Below are 25,296 nucleotides of genomic sequence, written 5' to 3' on the forward strand. Positions count from 1 at the left end.
TACTGAAGGAACCCACCATGCAAGACTGGCAACACTCGGTGATCTACCAGATCTACCCCAAGAGCTTCCACAGCCACGCGGGTAACGCCACCGGTGACCTGCTGGGCATCGTGGACAAACTCGACTACCTCAAATGGCTGGGCGTGGATTGCCTGTGGATCACCCCGTTCCTGCGCTCGCCGCAACGGGACAACGGCTACGACATCAGCGACTACTACGCCATCGACCCCAGCTACGGGACCATGGCCGACTGCGACCTGCTGATCAGCGAAGCGGCCAAGCGTGGCATCAAGCTGATGCTCGACATTGTGGTCAACCACACCTCCATCGAGCATGAGTGGTTCCAGCAGGCGCGCAGCAGCCTCGACAACCCCTACCGCGACTTCTACATCTGGCGGGACCAGCCGAACAACTGGGAGTCCAAGTTCGGCGGTTCGGCCTGGGAATACGAGGCGCAAACCGGCCAGTACTTCCTGCACCTGTTCGACCACACCCAGGCCGACCTCAATTGGGACAACCCCCAGGTGCGTGCCGAGGTGTTCAAGTTGATGCGCTTCTGGCGCGACAAGGGCGTGGGCGGTTTCCGCCTGGACGTGATCAACCTGATCTCCAAGCCCGCCGACTTCCCCGAAGACAACAGCGACGGCCGCCGCTTCTACACCGACGGCCCGAACGTGCATGAATATCTGCAGGAGATGCACCGCGAAGTCTTTGAAGGCCATGACCTGATCAACGTCGGCGAGATGTCGTCCACCAGCCTTGAGCATTGCATTCGCTACTCGCGGCCAGAGTCGAAAGAGCTGTCGATGACCTTCAACTTTCATCACCTGAAAGTCGATTACCCGAACCTGCAGAAGTGGGTGAAGGCTGACTTCGACTTCCTGCAACTCAAGCAGATCCTCTCCGACTGGCAACTGGGCATGCAGGCCGGTGGCGGCTGGAACGCGCTGTTCTGGTGTAACCACGATCAACCCCGGGTGGTCTCGCGGTTTGGTGACGACGGTGAGCATCGCGTGGTCTCGGCCAAGATGCTCGCCACCGCGCTGCACTTCCTCCAGGGCACGCCGTTCGTGTACCAGGGCGAAGAACTGGGCATGACCAATCCGGGCTTCGACAGCATCGATCAGTACCGCGATGTGGAGACCCTGAACATCTTCCGCCTCAAGCGCGATGCCGGTGAATCCGAAGCGGCGAGCATGGCGGCGATCATGCAGAAGTCCCGCGACAACGGCCGTACGCCGATGCAGTGGAACGCGCAGCCGAATGCGGGTTTCAGTAGCGGCGAGCCCTGGATCGGCCTCCCGGCGAATGCCGCGCAGATCAACGTTGAACACCAGCGCGACGATCCCGACTCCGTGCTGCATCACTACCGCGCACTGATCGCCCTGCGCCGTCACGAACCGCTGATTCAAGAGGGGGTTTACCGCCAACTGCTGCAAGACCATTTGCAGGTCTGGGCGTACCTGCGCGAAGGCCACGGCGAGCGCCTGCTGGTGCTGAACAACTTCTATGGCCAGCCCTGTGAGGTCCAGCTGCCTGGCGACGTGATCGACGCCGCGACCGAGCAACGCCTGCTGATCAGCAACTACCCCGACTGCCCGCGACGCTCGGCCACGGTCGTCTTGCGTCCCTACGAATCGTTCGTGCTGCACCTGATTGATTGATACGCCCCCTGTAGGAGCGAGCTTGCTCGCGAAAAACCTGAGAGCGCCGCGTTAAACCAGTATCGCTGCGTAATCGTTGGCGTTCTTCGCGAGCAAGCTCGCTCCTACAGGGAATCGTGTCGTGCAAGGACAGTAATAAAACAATAAAAATAGAAGGAGCATTCATGAAAACAACAATAAAGCTGGGCCTCGTTGCATCCTGCCTGAGCCTGCCATTCGGCGCGCAGGCCCTGGAATTTGCCGGTTACTTGCGCAGCGGCGCGGGGACGTCGACAGGCAGTGGCAAGCAGCAATGTTTCCAGTTGCCGGGGGCGCAAACCAAATACCGACTGGGCAACGAATGCGAGCAGTACGCCGAACTGGAACTGCGTCAGGACCTGCTGACCCTCGACGATGGCTCGGTGCTCAGCGTCGACGCCATGGCGTCGCTGTACAACCAATACGACCGCGCCCTTAAATTCCAGGGCGAAGACAACGGCTCGGCGCGCATGCCGCAGATGTATGCGCAGTGGTCGAACCTGCCTGCCCTCAATGGCGGTTCGCTGTGGGCCGGTCGGCGTTACTACAAACGCAATGACATCCATATTTCCGACTTCTACTACTGGAACCAGAGCGCCACCGGCGGCGGTATCGAGGACGTGCTGATCGGCGACCTCAAGTACAGCTACGCCATTTCGCGCAAGGACAACCTGTACCAGAAGGAATACGCCACCCGTCACGACTTCAACGTCGCGGGCTTCAAGACCAACCCCGGCGGCGAGCTGGAGCTGGGCTTGAGCCATATCGAAAAGGCCGGCGGGCGCGACACCCACAGCGGCTGGGCGCTCACCGCGCAGCATGTGCAAAAAAACTTCCTGGGCGGCAAGAACAAATTCGCTTTGCAGTACGGCGAAGGCCCCGGCACCGGCCTGGGCTACACCGGCAATACCTTCCTGGATAACAGCAGCAAAAGTTATCGCGCCGTGGAGTTCTTCGACTGGCAGGTGACCCCGCGTTTTGGTGGGCAGATCGAGGCGGTGTACCAGAAGGATATTCGCCCCGGCAGCCAGGACCAGACCTGGATGTCCATCGGCGTGCGCCCTGCGTATGCGATCAGCGAACAATTCAAGTTGGTCACCGAGCTTGGGCATGATCAGGTCGATGCCACCGGCGGCACGCGCAAGCTGAGCAAATTTACCTTTGCCCCGACCTGGTCGCCCAACGGCCCGGATTTCTGGGCGCGGCCGGAAGTGCGTTTGTACTACACCTATGCGACCTGGAACGAAGCGGCCAAGCGTGCAGCGAATGAACTGGCGGCGGGCTCGGCGTTGTCCGACACCGGCGCCTATGGCACCGCGCGGCATGGGTCGAACGTTGGCGTGCAGGTTGAATACTGGTGGAAATAAGTCATCCATGGGATAGGCATCCACCCAAGGATCTTTACAGAACAAAACAGCAGGTGACGTCATGACCGCAACTCAACCCCTGGAACTGCTGGCGCCCTTGTCCGGCGTGCTGCTGGCACTGGACAAGGTGCCTGACCCGGTGTTCGCCAGCCGCATGATCGGCGACGGCCTGTGCATCGATCCCACCTCGCAGACCCTGTGCGCCCCCCTGGCCGGGGTGATCAGCAATATCCAGGACAGTGGGCATGCGGTCAGCGTCACCGACGACAACGGCGTGCAGGTGCTGATGCATATCGGCCTGGACACCGTGAGCCTGGCCGGCAAGGGCTTCACCCGCCTGGTCGAGGAAGGCCAGCGGGTAGAAGCCGGGCAAGCCTTGATCGAATTCGATGCCGACTATGTGGCACTCCACGCACGCAGTTTGCTGACCTTGATGCTGGTGGTCAGCGGCGAGCCGTTCACGCCGTTGGCAAGCGGCCTGGTGGAACGGGGCCAGCCGGTGTTGCAGGTAGCGCCCGGCAACCGGGTAGAGGAGGCCGATGAGGAGGAGGGCGATGCACGCTTCTCAAAGCCGTTGACCTTACCCAACGCCAACGGTTTACACGCGCGCCCGGCCGCCGTGTTTGCACAAGCCGCGAAAGGTTTTAACGCGAGCATTTACCTGCACAAGCAAACCCAGAGTGCCAACGCCAAGTCGCTGGTGGCGATCATGGCGCTGCAAACCGTGCAGGGCGATACCTTGCAAGTGAGTGCGGCCGGTGACGATGCCGAGGCGGCGATCCAAGCTCTGGTCGCGCTGTTGCTTGAAGGCTGCGGCGAGGCCATTGCGGCGCCGGCTGCACAGCTTGAAGCGCCCGTGCCGGTATCGTCGGCGACGCTGCTGCGAGGCGTTTGCGCATCGCCGGGATCGGCGTTTGGCCAGGTGGTCCAGGTTGCTGAACCCGAGCTGAAGGTGACTGAACAGGGCGCTGGCGAGGCGTTCGAGCGCGGCGCTTTGGACCGTGGCTTGCTGGCTGCAACCGAAGCGCTGCAAGCCCTGCAAACCCAGGCGGCAGGCAGTGCCCAGGCGGAGATTTTCCGCGCCCATCAGGAATTGCTCGAAGACCCGACGCTGCTGGAACAAGCCCACGGCCTGCTGGCCGAAGGCAAGAGCGCCGCATTTGCCTGGAACAGCGCCACGGTCGCCACTGCCCAGCTGTTCCAGAACCTGGGCAATGCCCTGTTGGCCGAACGTGCGGCGGACCTCGCGGATGTCGGCCAGCGTGTGCTGAGGCTGATCCTCGGAATTCAAGACCGCGCCTGGGACCTGCCCGACCGCGCGATCCTGGTCGCCGAGCAACTGACGCCTTCGCAAACCGCCAGCCTCGATCCCCAAAAGGTGCTGGGGTTTGTCACCGTCGGCGGCGGGGCGACCAGCCATGTCGCGATCCTGGCGCGGGCCCTGGGCCTGCCTGCCATATGCGGGGTCGGGCTTGAAGTGCTGGCGCTGGCCAATGGCAAACAGGTCCTGCTCGATGCCGACAAAGGCGAGTTGCACCTGGCCCCCAACCTGGTCGAGATCGAACAGCTGGAAGCTGCGCGTAAGCAGCACGTGCTGCGACGCCAGCGTGACGTGGCGCAGGCGTCAGTGCCTGCGATTACCCGCGACGGCCATCACGTCGAGGTGACTGCCAACGTCGCTTCGTTGCAGGAGGTGGAGCAAGCCCTGGCCCTCGGGGGCGAAGGCGTCGGCCTGCTGCGCTCGGAGTTTTTGTACCTGGATCGCAATCGCGCCCCAAGCGTGGATGAGCAGGCCGCCACCTACAGCGCCATCGCCCGAGCCCTGGGTACCGAGCGCAATCTGGTGGTGCGCACCCTGGACGTCGGCGGCGATAAACCCCTGGCGTATGTGCCGATGGACAGTGAAACCAACCCGTTCCTGGGCCTGCGCGGCATACGCCTGTGCCTGGAGCGCCCGGAGCTGTTGCGTGAACAGTTGCGCGCGATCCTTGCGAGTGCCGGGCTGGCACGCCTGCATATCATGTTGCCGATGGTCAGTCTGCTGTCGGAGCTGCACCTGGCCCGCCAGATTCTGGAAGAAGAAGCCTGGGTCCTTGGGCTCAACGCGTTGCCCAAACTGGGCATCATGATCGAGGTGCCGTCGGCGGCCCTGATGGCCGATGTGTTTGCGCCCCATGTGGATTTCTTCTCCATCGGTACCAACGACCTGACCCAATACACCCTGGCCATGGACCGTGATCACCCGCGCCTGGCCAGCCAGGCCGACAGCTTTCACCCGGCGGTGCTGCGCCTGATCGCCACCACCGTCAAGGCCGCCCACGCCCATGGCAAGTGGGTGGGTGTATGCGGTGCACTGGCCTCCGAAGCGCTGGCGGTGCCGGTGTTGATCGGGCTGGGCGTGGATGAGTTGTCGGTCAGTGTGCCGCTGATCCCCACCATCAAGGCCACCGTGCGCGAACTGGACCTGGCCAACTGCCAGACCATCGCCCGTCAGGTACTGGGCCTGGAAGAAGCTGTCCAGGTACGCGAGGCCTTGCGCGAATATCACGCGGCTACCGTTGAAACTTCACCTGTGCTGGAGAAATGAGCATGTTGGATAAATTGAAGCAGGCGTTCTGGAAGGCTCTGACGCCGGACTTGATTGCCGAGACCGTAGCGGCGCCGGGTTTGTTGTCGGCTGAGGTGCTGAGCGCGTTGGGTGGGGCGGATAATCTCAAGTCGCAGCGGCGGGTGGCGCTGACGCGGGTGAGGGTGCAATTGCAGGATGCGGGGCGGCTGGATGAGGCGGCTTTGAAAGCGGCAGGTGTGCCGGGTGTGATGGTGTTGGCGGGAGGAGTGGTACACCTGATCACCGGCCTCTGAAACCGGTGGAGATCCAAATGTGGGAGGGGGCTTGCTCCCGATGGCGGTGTATCAGTCAGCCTATGCAGTGGCTGACACTGTGCCATCGGGAGCAAGCCCCCTCCCACATTTTAGTTTTTTCAGTGTTCTTATAGCTGCGGGGTGTCTTCCGGCGGCTTGGTTTTATCCACACCCGGCACATGCAGATTACCTTCCACCACCTGGTTACCCTCCAGCTGGGGCTGGGTCACCCAGGTCAGGATGTCGTAGTAGCGCCGGATGTTCGCCACGAAGTGCACCGGCTCGCCGCCTCGGGCGTAGCCGTAGCGGGTCTTGCTGTACCACTGCTTCTGCGACAGGCGCGGCAGCATCTTCTTCACATCCAGCCACTTGTTCGGGTTCAGGCCTTCCTTCTTCGCCAGGATGCGCGCGTCGTCCAGATGGCCGGTGCCGACGTTATAAGCAGCGAGGGCGAACCAGGTGCGGTCGGGCTCGGCGATCTTGTCGTCCAGCTCGTCCTTGATCTTGGCCAGGTACTTGGCGCCGCCCATGATGCTTTGCCTGGCATCCAGGCGGTTGGACACGCCCATGGCCTGGGCGGTGTTCTGGGTCAGCATCATCAGGCCGCGCACGCCGGTCTTTGAGGTGACCGCCGGTTGCCACAGCGATTCCTGATAACCGATAGCCGCAAGCAGGCGCCAATCGACTTTTTCTTCCTTGGCGTAGGCGCGAAAGTGTTTCTCGTATTTGGGCAGCCGCTGCTGCAAATGCTGGGCGAAGGTGTAGGCGCCGACATAGCCGAGTACATCGACGTGCCCGTAATAGCGGTCTTTAAGGCGTTGCAGGGTGCCGTTCTTTTCCACCTTGTCCAGGTAGCTGTTGATCTCGTTGAGCAGGCTGTTGTCGTCGCCGGCCGCCACGGCCCAGCTCTGGTTGCTGGCATTGCCGAGGTCGAACGCCACCCGTACGTTGGGGAAGTACACTTGGTTCATCGCCACTTCGTTGGAGTCCACCAGGGTCAGGTCGATTTGCCCCTCGTCCACCATGCGCAGCAGGTCGACCACCTCGACAGCATCGGATTCTTCGTATTCGATGGCCGGGTTCTGCTTTTTAAGCGCCGCCAGTTGTTCGGCGTGGGTGCTGCCCTTGAGCACCATGATCTTCTTGCCCACCAGGTCCGCCGCGTTCGTCGGGCGTGACTGGCCGTTGCGGTAGATGATCTGCGGGGTGACTTCCAGGTAAGGATGGGAGAAACGCACCTGTTGCTGGCGCTGCTCGCTGCTGACCAGGCCGGCGGCGGCGAGCACCGGGCCGTTGGGTTTGCCCAACTGGCCGAACAGGTCATCGAGGTTGTCGGCGGTCTCGATTTCCAGCTTCACGCCCAGGTCATCGGCAAAACGCTTGACCAGTTCGTATTCGAAACCGGTTTCACCGTTGCGGTCCTGGAAGTAAGTCGCCGGGCTGTTTCGGGTAATCACCCGCAATACGCCATCCTCCTTGATTCGCTCGAGCGTGCTGGGTTTATCAACACAGGCGCTGAGCATCAGGAAGAGTCCGGTGACGATGAGCCATCTGGCGCATCGCGGGCGCAAAGCAGTTGGGGAGAACATCTGCGCAGTATACGCAAACGGCCCACGGCGCCATATCTCGACAGCGGCGGACTTGTCTGCTAGCGCCGCCAAAACTGTGCTGCAACCCGCAGAAACGTGGCTTGGCGCCCGATTGTGACGGTTAAAATAACTGCGCGGAATGCCTTGGATAACGCCCCGATAGCGTGCAAACCGTGCCAACTGACGTTCGGCAGCCGCCAGCGGTGCCGTTTCGGGTGCCGTTGGCGATGGTTTACGCTAGAATGCACGGCCTCAAAGCACACCCCTTCCCGAGGCTGTCCCGAAGATGTTGATCCTGCGCGGCGCTCCTGCCCTTTCTGCCTTTCGCCACAGCAAACTCCTTGAACAACTGAGCCAGAAGGTTCCAGCGGTTACAGGCCTGTATGCTGAATTTGCTCACTTCGCCGACGTTACCGGCGTCTTGACCGCCGACGAACAGCAAGTGCTCGCACGCCTTCTGAAGTACGGCCCAAGCGTTCCCGTTCAAGAGCCGACCGGCCGCTTGTTCCTGGTTCTACCACGGTTCGGCACCATCTCGCCCTGGTCGAGCAAGGCCAGCGATATCGCCCGCAACTGCGGCCTGGAGAAGATCCAGCGCCTGGAGCGTGGTATCGCGTTCTACGTCGAAGGTGGGTTCAGCGACGCCGAGGCCGAGCTGATCGCCAGCAGCCTGCACGACCGCATGACCCAGATCATCGTCAGCCAGCTGGAACAGGCTGCCGGCCTGTTCAGCCACGCCGAGCCCAAGCCGCTGACCGCGATTGACGTGCTGGGCGGTGGCCGCGCTGCGCTGGAGAAGGCCAACACCGAGCTGGGCCTGGCCCTGGCCGAAGACGAGATCGACTACCTGGTCAACGCCTTCACCGGTCTCAAGCGCAACCCCCACGACATCGAACTGATGATGTTCGCCCAGGCCAACTCCGAGCACTGCCGTCACAAGATCTTCAACGCCAGTTGGGACATCGACGGCGAAAGCCAGGAAAAAAGCCTGTTCGGCATGATCAAGAACACCTACGTGATGCACAGCGAAGGCGTTCTGTCGGCTTATAAGGACAACGCCTCGGTCATCGTCGGCTCGGTTGCCGGCCGCTTCTTCCCGGACCCTGAAACCCGCCAGTACGGCGCGGTGCAGGAGCCGGTGCACATCCTGATGAAGGTCGAGACCCACAACCACCCGACCGCGATTGCCCCGTTCCCGGGCGCGGCCACTGGTTCCGGCGGCGAGATCCGCGACGAAGGTGCCACCGGCCGTGGCGCCAAGCCAAAGGCCGGCCTCACCGGTTTCACCGTGTCCAACCTGCAGATCCCAGGCTTCGAGCAGCCGTGGGAAGTGCCGTACGGCAAGCCTGAGCGCATCGTCACCGCACTCGACATCATGATCGAAGGCCCGCTGGGCGGCGCCGCGTTCAACAACGAATTCGGGCGCCCGGCGCTGACCGGCTACTTCCGTACCTTCGAACAGTCCATCACCACCCCTCATGGTGATGAAGTGCGCGGTTACCACAAGCCGATCATGTTGGCCGGCGGCATGGGCAACATCCGTGAAGAACACGTCAAGAAAGGCGAGATCCTGGTCGGCTCCAAGCTGATCGTGCTCGGCGGCCCGGCGATGTTGATCGGCCTGGGCGGCGGCGCGGCTTCTTCGATGGCCACCGGCACCAGCTCGGCCGACCTGGACTTCGCTTCCGTACAGCGCGAAAACCCAGAGATGGAACGTCGCTGCCAGGAAGTCATCGACCGTTGCTGGCAGTTGGGTGACAAGAACCCGATCAGCTTTATCCACGACGTCGGCGCCGGCGGTTTGTCCAACGCCTTCCCGGAACTGGTCAACGATGGTGACCGTGGTGGCCGTTTCGAACTGCGCAATATTCCAAACGACGAGCCGGGCATGGCCCCGCACGAAATCTGGAGCAACGAATCCCAGGAACGCTACGTGCTGGCGGTCGGCCCTGAAGACTTCGCGCGCTTCCAGGCCATCTGCGAACGCGAGCGTTGCCCGTTTGCGGTGGTCGGCGAAGCCACTGCCGAGCCGCAGTTGACGGTGACCGACAGCCACTTCGGCAACAACCCAGTGGACATGCCCCTCGAAGTGCTGCTGGGCAAAGCCCCGCGCATGCACCGTTCGGCGGTGCGTGAAGCCGAGCTGGGCGATGATTTCGACCCAAGCGCCCTGGACCTGGCCGACAGCATCGAACGCGTGCTGCACCACCCGGCCGTGGCGAGCAAAAGCTTCCTGATCACCATCGGCGACCGCACCATCACCGGCCTGGTGGCCCGTGACCAGATGGTCGGCCCATGGCAGGTGCCGGTGGCCGACGTTGCCGTCACCGCTACCAGCTTCGACGTCTACACCGGTGAAGCCATGGCCATGGGCGAGCGTACGCCGCTGGCCCTGCTGGACGCCCCGGCGTCGGGCCGCATGGCCATTGGTGAAACCCTCACCAACATCGCCGCGTCGCGCATCGGCAAGCTGTCCGACATCAAATTGTCGGCCAACTGGATGTCCGCTGCCGGTCACCCAGGTGAAGACGCGCGTCTGTACGACACCGTGAAAGCGGTCGGCATGGAGCTGTGCCCGGAGCTGGGCATCACCATTCCGGTGGGCAAGGACTCCATGTCCATGGCCACCCGTTGGAACGATGAAGGCGTGGACAAGAGCGTCACCTCGCCGCTGTCGCTGATCGTCACCGGCTTTGCGCCGGTCACCGACATCCGCCAGACCCTGACCCCGCAACTGCGCATGGACAAGGGCACCACCGACCTGATCCTGATCGACCTGGGCCGTGGCCAGAACCGCATGGGCGCCTCGATCCTCGCGCAAACCCACGGCAAGCTCGGCAAACAGGCGCCGGACGTGGATGACGCCGAAGACCTGAAAGCCTTCTTCGCCGTGATCCAGGGCCTCAACGCCGACGGCCACCTGCTGGCCTACCACGACCGTTCCGACGGTGGTCTGCTGACCAGCGTGGTCGAGATGGCCTTCGCCGGTCACTGCGGCCTGAACATCGTGCTCGACAGCGTTGCCGAGGACGCCTCTGAAATCAACGGCATCCTCTTCAACGAAGAGTTGGGCGCGGTGATCCAGGTGCGCCAGGACGCCACGCCGGACGTCCTCGCACAATTCAGCGCCGCTGGCCTGGACGACTGCGTGGCGGTGATCGGCCAGCCGATCAACAACGGTGAAATCAACATCTCGTTCAACGGCGACACCGTGTTTGCCGGCCAGCGCCGCTTGCTGCAACGCCAGTGGGCCGAGACCAGCTACCAGATCCAACGCCTGCGTGACAACGCCGACTGCGCCGAGCAGGAATTCGACGTGATCCTGGAAGAAGACAACCCGGGCCTGAGCACCAAGCTCAGCTTCGACGTCAACCAGGACATCGCCGCGCCGTACATCAAGAAAGGCATCCGCCCACAGGTTGCCGTGCTGCGTGAGCAGGGCGTCAACGGCCAGGTGGAAATGGCGGCTGCATTCGACCGCGCCGGCTTCAATGCGATCGACGTGCACATGAGCGACATCCTCGCCGGTCGCGTTGACCTCAATGAGTTCAAGGGCCTGGTGGCCTGCGGTGGTTTCTCCTACGGCGACGTACTGGGTGCCGGTGAAGGCTGGGCCAAGTCGGCGCTGTTCAACAGCCGTGCCCGCGACGCGTTCCAAGGTTTCTTCGAGCGCAACGACAGCTTCACCCTGGGTGTGTGCAACGGTTGCCAGATGATGTCCAACCTCCACGAGCTGATCCCGGGCAGCGAGTTCTGGCCGCACTTCGTGCGTAACCGTTCCGAGCAGTTCGAAGCCCGCGTCGCCATGGTGCAGGTGCAGGAATCCAACTCGATCTTCCTGCAGGGCATGGCCGGTTCGCGCATGCCAATCGCCATCGCCCACGGTGAAGGCCATGCCGAGTTCGAAAGCGAAGAGGCGTTGCTCGAGGCCGATCTGTCCGGCTGCGTGGCCATGCGTTTCGTCGACAACCACGGCAAGGTCACCGAAAGCTACCCGGCCAACCCGAACGGCTCGCCGCGCGGGATCACCGGCCTCACCAGCCGCGACGGTCGCGTGACCATCATGATGCCGCACCCGGAGCGCGTGTTCCGCGCCGTGCAGAACTCCTGGCGCCCGGAAGAATGGAACGAAGACGGTGCCTGGATGCGCATGTTCCGCAACGCCCGCGTGTGGGTGAACTAAGACCGTGTACAAGCTCGCCTTCTTCGTGCCCGACAGCCATGTGGAGACGGTGAAAACCGCCGTCTTCGCTGCTGGCGGCGGACGCATCGGCGACTACGACCGCTGCGCCTGGCAAGTGCTGGGCCAGGGCCAGTTTCGCGCGTTGGACGGCAGCCAGCCGTTTATCGGGCAGGTTGGCCAGGTTGAAGTGGTTGAAGAGTGGAAGGTCGAGTTGGTGGTGGCCGATGAGTGGGTCAAGGCGGTTGTCGCGGCCTTGAAGCTCAGCCACCCCTACGAGACACCGGCGTATGAAGTGTGGCAGTTGGCAGATTTCTGATCGGCTGGCTGTTAAAACAAGAAACCCGCTGGGCCAGTTTGGCCAGCGGGTTTTTTGTTGGCTGTCATGCAATCAGGGCCAGGCCTTCAACGACTCAGGGCGCGGGGGTCAGCCCGACTTCCACCCGCAGTGCACTGATCAAGGTGCTTTCGTAGCTGAAGCGCTTGCCCTGCATCGGTTCCCAGCGGTCGACGTAATACAGGCCGTCAGCATTGACCTTGATGGGCGTCGACACAATTTCCCCGGTGCGCGAACGGTGCAGCACATTGTTCTGCGCCGGTGTTGGGCGTTCGATCAGGAAATGGCCGGGTCTTTTCAGCCGAGACCGGTCGACCGGAACGAACGGCGCTGGCGCCGTTAAGCCTTCCACACCGGCCTCCAGAACTAAGTCGCTACGCAAGGCCCTGGCATCAAGGTCTATGCCTTCGGAAAATGTCTCCCAGGTGCCGGGGCGAATGTTTCGCGCCAACGCGGGGGGCGTGTCCCTGACATGCAGGCTGACGGCACCTTGCAGTTCCGCCAGTCCGGGCACCCCCAGGTTGTTGTTGGTGTGAGTGCTGCCGATGAACGCGACCCACTTGTGTGGCCCATGCGCCGCCTGGTCGGCCTTGATCACATTTGAGGCGAAGTAGCTGAATATTTGGTTGCGCGTTACAGACATGTCCCCACCCAGCCCTTTGAGGTGATAACTGGCGGCGCAGTCCAGGGCGCGGACGCGCAAGCCATGCTTGCCGGCTGCCTGGATGACTTCCGTGTACGTATCGCGGCCTTTGTAGCCGCGCATTTGCCCCTGGTCCAGATAGTTCAGGTAACGCTTGAGGGTGTCCGGCAGGTGTTGGGTGCGCAGGAAGGCATCCAGCTCTGCCTGATGCAAATCGGTCATCAGGTGTTCTACGTACAGGGACTTGAACCCCTGCGCCTTGAGGTGCCCCATGTGCTCGCGCAACAACCGTTTGCTGGACTCCGCCCGGTGCCCTTCACCGATCACCAGTCCGGTGAACTCGCTGTGACGGATGCTTTCCAGCAGCGCCTCTGGGGTTTTCGGCGAGCCCAGAACCGAAGGGTCGGGCCTGGTGGGCGGCACGTGGCTGGCCATATAGGTTTGTGCCTCGGTGCTCAGGCGTTCCCTGGTGTTCTGGAACGCCTGGAGTGCTTCGCGATGATCGGGGGCCGTCGAGTAGTAACGTGTATTGAGCCCATATCGCGTAGTAGCCTGTTGAGCGATGCTGGCGCGCAACGGCGGCGCGATGTCGTAGTCGCTGAAGTGGTTGGCGACAGCGACTGACGCAGCACCGGATGGCGTTACCGGCTCGGGCGCCGCATAGGCTGTGTGAAGGGTCAGCCGGTAGTCAGCGTGGGCCAGTGGATCGCCGACGATGGCGCCCGGCTCGTCGATCCAGATGCCCACCGGCTGGCCTGGGCCGACATCGTCCACCCGCAAGGCCACCGCGTCGTGCAAGTCGGCCAGGCCCGGCGTTTTATCGAAGGTACGCAGGCGCGAGGAATCCACTAACGCGATCCAGCGAGCGTCGGGCTCGTCGATGGCGTCGGTCTCGATGGTCTTGTGGGAATAGAAGTTCCTGGCCGCGTTATCCCGCGGCGTCGTCGCCGGTGTGTCGCCCATTTGCAGGGCATCCTCCAGTTGATACGAGGTCGAGGCGTCGAGGGCTCTGAGTTTCAAGCCCTTTTTTTGCGCCTGGCGCACCAGGGCGACAAACGAATACTCGGCGTCTTCGGCGAAGCCAAACGCCTGGTCAATCGTCTTCAGGTGGCGTTCGATGTGCTGCCAGGATTTACCGGTGTTGAGCTTCTGCAGTTTTGTGCGGAATAAATCGGCAGGCAGGTGCTCGATGTACAGGTACTTGAAGCCTTTGCTCAGCAAGCTGTCCATTTGCGTTATCAGGAGTTCTTTACTGGCGATGGAGCCTGGTGCCGCGCCGATGACCAAGTGCCGGTTTGCGGCCAAGGCATCGCTGGCCAGTAGTTGCGTAAATGAGGCGTCGGCGTCGATGGCCGGGACGTCGGCGCGGGCCGGCAACGGATCAAGGTGTTTGAAGAACTCTTCGGCGTCACTCGTCAAGCGTTCGGCCTGTTGCAAATAAGTGGTGCGCAGGGAGTGCAACTCGCTGGCGACGTGCCCCAGCGCGCCCTCCCGCGAGCCGAACTCCCATTCAGTCCGCTGCACGATGCTGGCCCGCACATCCGGATTGATCGCCAGTTCCAGTTTGCTCGCGTACTTCACCGGTATTTCATAGGGCTTGAGCGGCTCCGGTGTGTCGGGCAGTTTTTCATATTTAGGTGCGCCGCCGGTGATCCCGGTGCGGCTCCAGACGCCTTGCGCATCCGGGGCTGCCACGCGTGTGGTGGAGACCAGTTTGCCACTGGCCGGGTCCAGTCGGTAGAGCAGGTAGCGGCCGATGGGGTCCGGGGTTTTCTTCGCCCACAGCGCTTGGCCATCGAAGAGTACCGCTTGCATGTCTTCCAGGGCCAAGGGCTTGGGTTGCAGAGGCTGGACAAGTTTCAAGGCTTCGCTGGGGACGGCAGTGCGCCTGGCGATCGGGCTCACGGCGGGTCGGGCAAGCTGCCTGAGGGACACTAGGGCCGGGCGCAGATCGGTGAATGCGGCGCCGGCACTGTTGAGCATGTAGCCGATCAAGTGCTCCAGTGCGGCGCCGGTATCGCCCTGCTGGTAAGCGTGCAAGGCCAGCATGCCGTCCTTGAACGCCAGCAGCATGCCCAGGCTCAGGCTCAGGCTCAGGCTGAGGACGGGGAAGGGCGCGGTGGCAATCGCAGTGACCCACTCCACGCAGGTCCACAGAATACCGGTGATCATCTTGAGTCGATTGACCGTGGTGCCTTCAACATCGTCGATCTTGCGCTGCAGCTTCATGTTGTAAAGCGCTTGGCGCAGGTCCGGCAGGGGCACGCGGGTGGCGTCGTAGCGCGCAAGGCTGACGGAGGTCTTGTTCAGGTCCTCGGGTAACTGCGCCTTGGCGTTTTCCAGGAAAGTCCGTACTCGTGTCTGCGACTGGGCCCCTACCCGCAGGGTCAAATAGCCGACCATGCCGGGAATTTTTTTCAGCAGGTAATTGAACTGCCGGGCCTCGCGAAAGCTGATGCCATCCGGTGCGTTGGGGGTGTAGAGCAACGTCGGGAAGCCGCTGTGGCTGAACAGGAAGGTGTCGATGACCCACTCCCCGTCGACCAGCAGTCGATGGATGGCATAGGTGCCGCGCTGGTCGGTGGCGGTACTGCTCATGCTGGCGATACTGCGTTCAAGCCACTCCCAATCGACCCCGGCGATATGCCCTTGCAGGCGGCACTCCAAGGCAGCGTTCTGCATCTGGCGTTGGGTGATGCTCAGGGTTGCATTGCGCCGCAACTCGTAATCCGCGCTGCCGACATTCAATAGGCGGGCCCTGACCTCGTTGATGTAGCGCTGGCCGATCCACACACCGGTGACCGAGCGGGCGACCTTTTCTGCGGTCAGCGGGCTCAGGTCAATGCCGTTGGGACCTTTGAAGCGGGCCGCCCGCGAAAACTTTTCATCGAGAAAACCCACGCCGTCCGCGTAGCCGTCACGGTACAGCTGGGTGTAGGTCAGCGGTTTCGGCGTCCAGGCGCCGAGCAGTGCCGGCGGCGAGAAGGCCCAGACGGTATCGGGGTCGACATCGTTCTGGTGACGTCCCAGCAGCTCGTTCAGGCGCTTTTTTGCCTGCTTATGCACAAAGCTGGGGAAGCTGGGGAAGTGCGCATCGGACAGCGCAAAGGCGTTGTAGGCATGCAGTGCACCCTCGGCGTCGTCAGCCAGTTTCAAAAGCTTCTGGCGGTTGGCGTTACTGGTGGAGCGGTACCAGTCCGGTGTGCTGAAGGCATAGTCGTCGACCCGTGTCGCCAGCACATGGGCCGACATGGCCTTGAGGCAATGAGCATGGTTGCCGATGTTGCCAAAGCGGACCTCTTTGTATTCCTCGGCATGAGGCTTGAAACTCAGGCCAGTCAAGACCTGCTTCATCGCTGCACGAAAGCGCAAGGCGACCCGCGTGATCAGGTAATCGGTGAGGGTGCCGGGCGGTTGTTTCGAACCGTTGTCCAGGCTCCAGCCAAGGATGTGCTGCTGGCAGGCAACCTCATCGTCGAATGCCTGGAATTGCTGCCGCCCAGGTGCCTCAGGGGTACACAGCAGCAGGCGTATGACCTTGCCGTTGCCGTCGCTCTGGCGCAGCACCCACATATCCTGCAACTGGGCCTCATGCAGAGACAGGGTTGCGGCGCTCAGGCGGGCGTCGGTGCCTTGGCGCAGGGTCTGCACCAATTGGAAGTCGTCTTCACTGAGATGGCCCTCGAGCACGGCGGTATAGGCCAGCGCGTTGATCCTTTGGTCGAGCATCTGTTCGATCGCGAGGCTGGTTTCGGGTTTTGCATGCATCTGTTGTTGCGCAGCGGCGAAGTCGAGGCGCGGTTGCAGGGTGCTAAGCGTCTGTACCAGCCAGGTCACGGTGAGGTCCTTGTATGCCTCTGGCAGTGGCGCCTCTTGATAGGTGAGCGTGGTTTTTTTCAGGAAGTCCGAGCCCGTCTGCTCGTCACCTTCGTGCAGTCCGCGCAGGGTCAGGTCGATCAGGTTGCGGTCGTGTTCGTACTCGCCGATGGGGGAGACGTAGCGACGGGTATTGATCACCAGGCGTTCCGGTTCCAGGTCGTGGATATCCAGGTCTTCGCTCAGCCGCTCCAGCAGTTGATAGCGGGCCAGTGTTGCAGGCGTGGTGACCGGGCCCAGCAGTTCAAGCAGGTGTTGGCGGGCGGTGTTGTAGTCTGCCAGGTGCCTGGCCAATTCGGCCCGGCGGGTTTCGCTGGCGCTCCGGTACCAGTCCGGGGCGCTCTGGCGCAGGTAGCGCTCCAGCACGCGCTGGGCACGCCACGCCAGGCGTGCGGCCAGGTCGGGCAGGGACGCGACGATGGCGTGGTCCAGTGCGCTGATCAGCGTGTCCACGGCCTGCTCGGGGTTGTTCACCAGGCTCAGGGCATGGTCAATGTCTGCGTTGCGCTTATCGATCAGGGCGTTGTAGGTGTGTTCGAACAGCGGCCGGTCATTGATGGGCGTCAGTGCCAGCGGCCAGATCGCGCCGGGGCTGATGTGGTGGTAGCGCACCGGCAGCAGGTGCATGAAGTCGCGGCGTTGCGCGGCGTCATCCATGCCGCGCTGCAAATGCGCGTTCAGTTGAGGCAGGGAGCCAAAGGTTTCAATCCCGCGCGTGGGGGTGAACAGCATCACTTCGCCCACGGCCGGCATGGAGGAAAGGTCGGTGACGACCGGGCTGGTGCGTTCGGTCAGGACAAAGGCCCCGGCCAGTTCGATGGTTTGTGCTTGATAGTCCAGGGTCAACGCATAGAAACCAGGCCGCAGTGTGCTGCCCAGCGGCACACGCTCCAGCATGGCCTGTTGTTGCGGGTGCAGCAGACGGTCCTGGGCGCTCAGGGCGGTTTCGTTGGCAAGGGCAGTGAAACCGGCTTCAAAGGTCATGAAGGATTTACGCGGTTTTCCGTCGATCTGCTCGTAGCGGTCGAGGTGTTCCAGATGGGTGTTGAGTGTGGCCTTGAGCGTGACCAGTTGTTGGGGCAGGTCACGCTGTTTCAGCGATTGGTAAAGCGTTCGGCTCTTGTGCAGGAACTGCTGCCGGTAGCTCGCCAGGATTGCGTTGGTTTTTTCCAGATAGGCCTGTTCGGCTGAGGATTTGTGTTCTGGCAACAGCGGTGCTTCGACATTGAGCAGGTGATGACCGATCTGATTGAGGTTGCTTTCGATGCCTTCAAAGGCCTGGGATGGTGTGTTCACAGGCGCGCTCTCCATGCTGATGATAGGAACCTCAGCATGGAGCGCTGCACCGTTGGCAAGGCGGTAGATAAGTCGCGATGTCAGGCGCTGGTGTGCACCGGATCACGGTTGGCCAGGGCCTTGAGTGCGCTGCTCAAGCCCTGGGCCGATTCACCCACCAGCAAGTGCCAGATGCCGTCGTCGAGCTGGCGGATTCCCTGGCAACCCAGGGCTGTGAGCTGCTGCTCGGACAGCGCGTGGTCATCAGCCAGCTTCAAGCGAATGCGGCTCATGGCCACGCACTCCAACTGCAACACATTACGCGCACCGCCCAGTGCATTCAGCCAGTGTTCGGCGTGTGGCGGGGTGACAGCGCCGGCCTCGGGTTGAGCGGGGGCCGAGGGCGACGATGGCTGGCCGGACGTGGGCATGGCCAAGCGAATCTCGTCGGCAATGCTGTCCGCCAGTGGGCCCACCACCACCTGCAAGCTGCCGCCGTTACCGGGGCGCACCACGGCCATCGCGCCCAGGGCTTTGAGCTCTGCATCCACGGCCTTGTTGCGATCGACCATGTCCAGGCGCAGGCGTGTGGTGCACGCGCCGACACTCAGCAGGTTGTCAGCGCCGCCCAGCGCACGGATGTAGGCGCTGGCCCGTTGATGGTCGGTCATGACTTCGGTCGGGGCGGCCTGGATATCTTCCCGGCCCGGTGTCTTGAGGTTGAAGCGACGGATGCAGTAGCTGAACACGCTGTAGTAGATCACGGCATAGGCCAGGCCCACCGGCACCATCAGCCAGCCATTGGTGGACTTGCCCCAGCCCAGCACCATGTCGATAAACCCACCGGAGAAGGTAAAGCCCAGGTGGATGTTCAGCAAATTGGTGACGGCCATCGACAGGCCTGTGAGCAGCGCGTGCAGCAGGTAAAGGAACGGCGCGAGGAACATGAACGCGAATTCGATGGGTTCGGTCACGCCGGTCAGGAAGGAGGTCAGCGCCATCGACAGGAAGATCCCGCCCATGACTTTGCGCCGCTCCGGCAGGGCGTTGCGGTACATCGCCAGGCAGGCAGCGGGCAGGCCGAACAGCATCACCGGGAACATCCCCGTCATGAACTGGCCGCCCTTGGGGTCGCCGGCGAAGTAGCGGGTCAGGTCGCCAGTGACCACCGCACCGGTCAGCGGGTCGGTGAAACTGCCGAACACAAACCACGCCATGTTGTTGAGGATATGGTGCAGGCCGGTGACGATCAGCAGGCGGTTGAACACGCCAAACACGAACGCGCCGAGGCTGCCGCTTTCCATCAGCAATACGCCGAAGCTGTTGATCCCGTGCTGGATAGGCGGCCAGATCAAGCCAAAAATCACCCCCAGCGCCACCGCTGAAAACCCGGTGACAATCGGCACAAACCGCCGCCCGCCGAAGAACGCCAGGTACTCCGGCAGCTTGATGTCCTTGAAGCGGTTATACAGCGCACCGGCCATCAAGCCGCTGGCGATACCGGCGAGCATGCCCATGTTGATGGTAGTGTCCATCACCTTGAGCGTGGAGATCATCACCAGGTAACCAATTGCCCCGGCCAGGCCAGCGGTGCCGTTATTGTCACGGGCAAAACCCACGGCAATACCGATGGCGAAGATCAGCGCCAGGTTGGCGAAGATCGCCTGCCCGGCATCGTGCATCACCGCGATGTTGAGCAAGTCGGTGTCGCCCAGGCGCAGCAAGAGACCGGCGATCGGCAAGATCGCGATCGGCAGCATCAGCGCACGGCCCAGGCGTTGCAGGCCTTCAATAAAGTGTTGGTACATGGCGTGTCTCCTTTTTTCTTGTTGTTGTCAGCTCAGCGGCCAGTGGTGTTGACAGGCTTGGCGAACCGCCCTGGCGCTGCTCAGGTCGAGCAGGCCGAGGCTCAGTTGCCGGCATTGCGCCGCGTCCAGGTGGCGGACGCGGTCCTTGATTTCGCCGATCTGCGGCGGGCTGACCGACAGCTCGCTGACCCCCAGGCCGACCAGTACCGGCGTGGCCAGCGGGTCGCTGGCCAAGGCCCCGCAGACACCGACCCAGCGGCCATGCCTGGCCGCGCCGGCGCAGGTCTGGGCGATCAGCCGCAGCAATGCCGGATGCAGCGCATCGACCCGCGCAGCCAGGCCGGCGTGGTCGCGGTCCATGGCCAGGGTGTACTGGGACAGGTCATTGGTGCCGATGGATAAGAAGTCCGCGTGCTCGGCCAACTGCTCGGCCATCAGCGCGGCGGCGGGCACTTCGATCATCACCCCCAGCTCCGGGCGCTGGGTCAGTTCCAGCTCGGCGCACAATTGATCCAGGCGTTGGCGAATGTGCAGCAGTTCGTCGACTTCGCTGACCATCGGCAGCAGGATGCGGCAGCGCTCCAAGGGGCACACTTGCAGCAGCGCACGCAGTTGCTGATCCAGCAGCTGCGGGCGTACCTGCGCCAGGCGAATACCGCGCAGGCCCAAGACCGGGTTGGCCTCGACGGGCAGCGGCAGGTAGTCGAGTTGTTTGTCGCCGCCCACATCGATGGTGCGGATGATCACCGACTTGTCGCCCATAGCATCCATCACAGCTTGATAGGCTTGGCGCTGCTCCTGTTCATCCGGCGCCGTGCGGCGGTCGACGAAGAGGAATTCGGTGCGCAGCAGGCCGACACCGTCAGCGCCATTTTCAAAGGCCACCTGGGCCTCGGCGCTGGAGGCGACATTGGCGGCCACTTCGATGTTCACGCCATCGCGGGTTTGCGCCGGTTGTTGGGCCTGGGCCTGTTGCTGCCGGCGACGCAGTATCTGCGCGTCGCGGATCCGGTGGACTTCGGCATGACGCGCCTCGCTGGGGGCCAGTTCCAGGCGGCCGTTGCCGGCGTCGAGCACCACGCGCTGGCCGTGCGGCACATCGAGCACCTCAGTGCCCAACGCGACGACACATGGCAAGCCTTTGCCCCGCGCCAGGATGGCGACATGGGACGTGGCGCCACCTTCGGCCATGCAGATCCCGGCAGCCTGTTGCGCGCTCAGTTGCAGCAAATCCGAAGGGGTCAGTTCATGGGCGCTGACAATCGCTCCCGCAGGCAATTCGAAATGCCAGGCTTCACCCAACAGTGCGCGCAGGACCCGTTGTTGCAGGTCGCGCAGGTCGTTGGCGCGTTCGGCGAACAGCGGCTTGCCCAGGGCCAGCAATACCGCGCACTGCGCCTGGATCGCATCACGCCAGGCATGGGTGGCGGCGCTGCCGTGTTCGATAGCTTCGGTGGCGGCGTCCAGCAGGGCGGGGTCTTCGAGCAGGGCCAGGTGGGCGGCGAAGATCTCTTCTTCTTCGACGGCCTTGCGTTGGCGAGCCTGGTCCAGGGTGCTGCGGATTTCACCGCGCACCTGCTCCAGGGCTGCGTCCAGGCGTTGCAGTTGTTCGTCAGTGACGTGATGGCCGGGGTCCGACGGCAACTCGATACCCGCCAGCCGAAACAACGGCCCGCAGACCAGTCCCGGTGCCGCGCACACGCCCTGCAACACATCAACTTCCGTGGTTGTCCGGCGCGGCATGGCGACGACCGGTGCGTGGGGTTCAGCCTTGACGGCGGCGGACAAGGCCGCGACCAGCGCCTGCAGCGCGGCTTCGGCGTCCTTGCCGCGACAGGTCACGCGCACCTCGTCGCCTTCGCCAATGCCCAGCCCCATCAGACCGATCAGGCTGTCGCAGGCGGCCGACCTGGCGCCGAAGTGCACCTGCGCCTGGCTGCTGAAACCCTGGGCGGTCTTGCGAATCAACGCCGCCGGTCGTGCGTGCAGGCCGCCACGGTGCGTCACGTGCACGCTGGCGCTGGCTTCGGCGACGGCGTAATCCACAGCCGTTTGCTGCGCTGCGTTCGCACGCGGCACAACCTGCACCAAGGGGTCGCCCTGCTTGACGGTTTTCGCGGCCAGCGGGCGCAGTTCAAAATGTTCGCCATTGGTGAGGATGATCAGGCTGACCAGGCTTTTGCACTGGCGGGCGATACGGTCCAGGTCAAAGCGCACCAGCGCCTGGCCATTGCTGACCCGGGCGCCTTCCTTGACCAGCAGGGCAAACCCTTCGCCGTTCAATTCGACCGTGTCGACGCCGATGTGCAGCAACACTTCGGCGCCGTTGTCGGCGCGTATCGTCAAGGCGTGGCCGGTGCGGGCGACGTGGATGACCACGCCATCGCACGGCGCATGCAGGCAATCGTTGAGCGGGTCGATCGCCATGCCGTCGCCCAGGGCGCCGCTGGCGAACACGTCGTCAGGCACGTTGCCCAGGGCCAGTAACGGCCCGCTGAGGGGGGCGTTGAGGGTCAGTTCATTATTGTTGTTGGGCATGGGCACGGTACTCATCAGGAAAGCGCGACTCAGTGAGTGCGGGTAACTTTGCTCAGGTGGCGCGGCTGGTCCGGGTCCATGCCGCGGGCAACCGCCAGGCCGGCGGCCATTACGTAGAAACTCATGATCGCCAGGATCGGGTCCAGGCTCGGGTGGTCGGCGCGGCTCAGGGTCAGGTCGCGTTCGGCGATATCGTCCGGTGCTGCGAGCAGCACGCGGGCACCGCGTTGGCGCATATCGGCGGCCAGGCTCAACAAGCCGGCTTGCTCGGCACCCCGTGGTGCGAAGACCAGCAGCGGGTAGTCCGCGCCGATCAAGGCCATCGGCCCGTGGCGCACCTCAGCGCTGCTGAAGGCTTCGGCCTGGATCGCCGAGGTTTCCTTGAGCTTGAGCGCGGCTTCCTGGGCGATGGCAAACCCGGCGCCACGGCCGATCACCATCAGTTGCTGGCAGCCGCGCAGCGCCTCGATGGCGGGCGTCCAGTCCTGCCCGGCGGCTTCACGCAGGTCTTCGGGCAGGGCCTGGCAGGCTTGCAGCAAGTCGGGCTCCTGGTTCCAGTGGCCGATCAACAGCGCGCTGGCGCTGAGGGTGGCGATAAAGCTCTTGGTCGCGGCCACGCTGAGTTCCGGCCCGGCGCACAGGGGTACATGGAATTCGCAGGCGGCTTCCAGCGGCGAGTCTTCGGCGTTGACCAGCGAGATGCTCAAGGCGCCACGCTTGCGCAGCAGGCGCAAGCTGTTGACCAGGTCCGGGCTTTGCCCCGACTGGGAGAAACCGAACGCTACCTGGCCGCTGACTTTCATGGGTGCTTGCAACAAGGTCACCACCGACATCGGCAACGACGCCACCGGGATGCCGACATGCTGCATGGCCAGGTAGGCGAAGTAGCTGGCGGCGTGGTCCGAGCTGCCCCGCGCAATGGTCATCGCCACCTGCGGCGGCTGGCGGCGCAGGCGGCCGGCGACTTCTTCCAGCAGTGGGCCCAGGCGTTGCAGTTGTGCCGCGACGGCGTCAGCGGAGGCCAAGGCCTCTTCAAGCATTTTTGAAGACAATGGTTTCTCCTTCGACCATGACGTCGGTGAGGTGCAGGGAGCGGTCCAGGCGTACGCAGTCGGCAAAGCTGCCCGGTTGCAGGCGGCCGCGTTCTTCCAGGCCCAGGTAATCCGCAGGAAATTGCGACAGGCGTTGTGAGGCTTCGCTGATCGGCAGGCCGATCTTCACCAGGTTGCGCAGCGCCTGGTCCATGGTCAGCGTACTGCCGGCCAGGGTGCCGTCGGCCAGGCGTACACCGCCCAGGCATTTGGTCACGGTGTGGCTGCCCAGCTTGTATTCGCCATCGGGCATGCCGGCGGCGGCGGTGGAATCGGTGACGCAATACAGGCACGGGATCGCCCGCAGGGCTACGCGCATGGCACCGGGGTGCACATGCAGCAGGTCCGGAATCAATTCTGCGTACTTGGCGTGGGCCAGCGCGGCGCCGACGATGCCCGGCTCACGGTGATGCAACGGGCTCATGGCGTTGTACAAATGGGTAAAGCTGGTGGCGCCGGCGGCGAGGGCGGCGACGCCTTCTTCATAGCTGCCCAGGGTGTGGCCGATCTGCATGCGCACGCCGCGTTCGCTGAGGGTGCGGATCAACGCATCGTGGCCGGCGATTTCCGGCGCGATGGTGATCACGCGGATCGGCGCCAGGCGCAGGTAGGTTTCCACTTCCGCCATCAGCGCGGTGTGGGCGAAGTTGGGTTGGGCGCCGAGTTTGCCTGGGTTGATGTAAGGGCCTTCCAAGTGCACGCCGAGTACGCGGGCGCTGCCGCTAGGACGTTGCTCGCAAAAGCCGCCGAGTTGGCCGAGCACGCTGGAGATTTCATCCACCGGCGCGGTCATGGTGGTGGCCAACAGCGACGTCGTACCAAAACGCACATGGGTGCGGGTGATGGTCTCGAAAGCGTCGGCGCCTTCCATGATGTCTTTACCGCCGCCGCCGTGGACGTGCAGGTCGATAAAACCCGGCAGCAGGTAGGGCAAGTCGTTTTCAGCCGGGTCGCAAGGTTCGCCCTCGATGGCGATGACCTTGCCGTGCTGGTGCACCAGGCGGCCGCGCATCCAGCCGTGGGGCGTGAGGATATTGTCTTCGGACATGGGCAGTTCTCTAAGGCCGCAACTCGGCGGCAAAGTCGTAGCGGCGCAGTTCTGCGACGAAGTCGTAGTAGTCGTTGCGGCAGTAGGTGTCGGTGATTTCGATCGGCGTGTTGTCGGCGGTGTAGCCCACGCGAGTCATCAACAGCATGGCGGTGCCGGGGGCGATGCCCACCAGTCTGGCGAACTCGTCCGAAGCATTGATCGCCTGGATGTGTTGCAGGGCGCGCACGATGGGCTTGCCGATGCTTTCGAGGTATTCGTACAACGAATTGCCGATGGCTTGCGGCTGCGGCAGCACCGAGGCGGGCATGGCGGTCATCTCGATGGCCATCACTGTGTCATCGGCTTTGCGCAGGCGTTTGAGGCGCGCCACTTTGTCGGTGGGCGACAGGCACAGGCGTATCAGCTCTTCGTGGGTCGGCGGCGTGATGTCGCGCTCCAGCCATTGGGAGCTGGGCACGAAGCCTTTGAGGCGCAACATCTCGCTGAACCCCGACAAGCGCGACAGCGGCTGTTCCAGGCGTGGCGTGATAAAGGTGCCGGAACCCTGGCTGCGGCGGATCAGGCCTTGGGCGAACAACACTTCCAGCGCTTTACGGGCGGTCACCCGCGAAATGCTCAGCTGTTCGCTGAGGGCGCGCTCCGAGGGCAGGGCCTGTTCGGATTTCCACTGGCCGGCATGGATCGCCGCTTCCAGGTTGCGGGCCAATTGCAGGTACAGCGGCGTGGATTGTTTGTCGTCGGGACGCAGCGTCAGGATGGGGTTCATCTATGAGGTTTCCGATGCGGTTATTGGAGTGTTGTCGCCCGGTATTGGCCGGAAGCTAATACCACTTAAATACCATGTCAATGCTGCCAAAACGGTGCGAGTACCGGTTTCAGGGCGCCTTAATGGTGCCCGGTATCAAGTGGTATTAGAGAGGTCTTTATCGCGCGCAGAAGTGCGCAGCCCGCGCGGTGAACTGGTATTCACCGGCAGGCGTGGGAGGGGGAGGGAAAT

13 protein-coding genes are annotated in these 25,296 nt (G+C 63.1%); 6 read left to right on the forward strand and 7 right to left on the reverse strand.

Annotated features, from left to right (window positions below; genetic code table 11):
• The first annotated feature begins 17 nt into the window (after nucleotides 1-17).
• The 4 genes from treC (at nucleotide 18) to Q8X51_RS11650 (ending at nucleotide 5,911) form a co-directional block, all read left to right on the forward strand.
• Complete coding sequence (gene treC, locus Q8X51_RS11635; protein WP_407693872.1) at nucleotides 18-1,664, forward strand: alpha,alpha-phosphotrehalase; 1,647 nt, start codon at nucleotides 18-20, stop codon at nucleotides 1,662-1,664.
• A gap of 164 nt (nucleotides 1,665-1,828) precedes the next feature.
• Nucleotides 1,829-3,049, forward strand: a complete 1,221-nt coding sequence (locus tag Q8X51_RS11640) for a maltoporin (RefSeq protein ID WP_065947919.1) — start codon at nucleotides 1,829-1,831, stop codon at nucleotides 3,047-3,049.
• Between the two features lie 61 nt (nucleotides 3,050-3,110).
• Entirely contained in the window at nucleotides 3,111-5,636 is a 2,526-nt protein-coding gene (ptsP, locus tag Q8X51_RS11645; protein ID WP_407693873.1) for a phosphoenolpyruvate--protein phosphotransferase, read from the forward strand.
• A 2-nt stretch (nucleotides 5,637-5,638) separates the two neighbouring features.
• Complete coding sequence (locus tag Q8X51_RS11650) at nucleotides 5,639-5,911, forward strand: PTS transporter subunit EIIB (protein WP_065924849.1); 273 nt, start codon at nucleotides 5,639-5,641, stop codon at nucleotides 5,909-5,911.
• Between the two features lie 128 nt (nucleotides 5,912-6,039).
• Here Q8X51_RS11650 and mltF read toward each other — a convergent pair whose 3' ends face one another.
• On the reverse strand, nucleotides 6,040-7,500 hold the full coding sequence (mltF, locus tag Q8X51_RS11655) for a membrane-bound lytic murein transglycosylase MltF (protein WP_027605438.1): 1,461 nt from the start codon (nucleotides 7,498-7,500) through the stop codon (nucleotides 6,040-6,042).
• Nucleotides 7,501-7,786: 286 nt separating this feature from the next.
• On the opposite strand from mltF, the gene purL reads away from it, so the two are divergent.
• Together purL and Q8X51_RS11665 are read left to right on the forward strand one after the other, a co-directional pair.
• On the forward strand, nucleotides 7,787-11,683 hold the full coding sequence (purL, locus tag Q8X51_RS11660; RefSeq protein WP_407693874.1) for a phosphoribosylformylglycinamidine synthase: 3,897 nt from the start codon (nucleotides 7,787-7,789) through the stop codon (nucleotides 11,681-11,683).
• Between the two features lie 4 nt (nucleotides 11,684-11,687).
• Nucleotides 11,688-11,999, forward strand: a complete 312-nt coding sequence (locus Q8X51_RS11665) for an NGG1p interacting factor NIF3 (RefSeq protein ID WP_065924847.1) — start codon at nucleotides 11,688-11,690, stop codon at nucleotides 11,997-11,999.
• Between the two features lie 94 nt (nucleotides 12,000-12,093).
• Here the strand turns inward: Q8X51_RS11665 and Q8X51_RS11670 are convergent, their stop codons facing one another.
• The 6 genes from Q8X51_RS11670 to Q8X51_RS11695 all read right to left on the reverse strand — a co-directional run bounded on the left by Q8X51_RS11670 (nucleotide 12,094) and on the right by Q8X51_RS11695 (nucleotide 25,065).
• Nucleotides 12,094-17,832 (reverse strand): membrane-targeted effector domain-containing toxin, encoded by a 5,739-nt coding sequence (locus Q8X51_RS11670; protein WP_407693875.1) that lies wholly within the window; start codon nucleotides 17,830-17,832, stop codon nucleotides 12,094-12,096.
• 80 nt (nucleotides 17,833-17,912) lie between these two features.
• Nucleotides 17,913-19,619 (reverse strand): N-acetylglucosamine-specific PTS transporter subunit IIBC, encoded by a 1,707-nt coding sequence (gene nagE, locus Q8X51_RS11675; protein ID WP_407693876.1) that lies wholly within the window; start codon nucleotides 19,617-19,619, stop codon nucleotides 17,913-17,915.
• A gap of 27 nt (nucleotides 19,620-19,646) precedes the next feature.
• Complete coding sequence (gene ptsP, locus Q8X51_RS11680; protein ID WP_407693877.1) at nucleotides 19,647-22,157, reverse strand: phosphoenolpyruvate--protein phosphotransferase; 2,511 nt, start codon at nucleotides 22,155-22,157, stop codon at nucleotides 19,647-19,649.
• Between the two features lie 29 nt (nucleotides 22,158-22,186).
• Nucleotides 22,187-23,209, reverse strand: coding sequence for an SIS domain-containing protein (locus Q8X51_RS11685; RefSeq protein WP_407693878.1), 1,023 nt, complete (start codon nucleotides 23,207-23,209; stop codon nucleotides 22,187-22,189).
• On the reverse strand, nucleotides 23,190-24,296 hold the full coding sequence (nagA, locus tag Q8X51_RS11690) for an N-acetylglucosamine-6-phosphate deacetylase (RefSeq protein WP_407693879.1): 1,107 nt from the start codon (nucleotides 24,294-24,296) through the stop codon (nucleotides 23,190-23,192). Before nagA ends, Q8X51_RS11685 begins: the two co-directional genes overlap by 20 nt.
• A 10-nt stretch (nucleotides 24,297-24,306) precedes the next feature.
• On the reverse strand, nucleotides 24,307-25,065 hold the full coding sequence (locus Q8X51_RS11695) for a GntR family transcriptional regulator (protein ID WP_065947911.1): 759 nt from the start codon (nucleotides 25,063-25,065) through the stop codon (nucleotides 24,307-24,309).
• Nucleotides 25,066-25,296: the final 231 nt, after the last annotated feature.

The organism is Pseudomonas sp. Yb2C2 (assembly GCF_052112325.1).
GTDB lineage: Bacteria > Pseudomonadota > Gammaproteobacteria > Pseudomonadales > Pseudomonadaceae > Aquipseudomonas > Aquipseudomonas marginalis.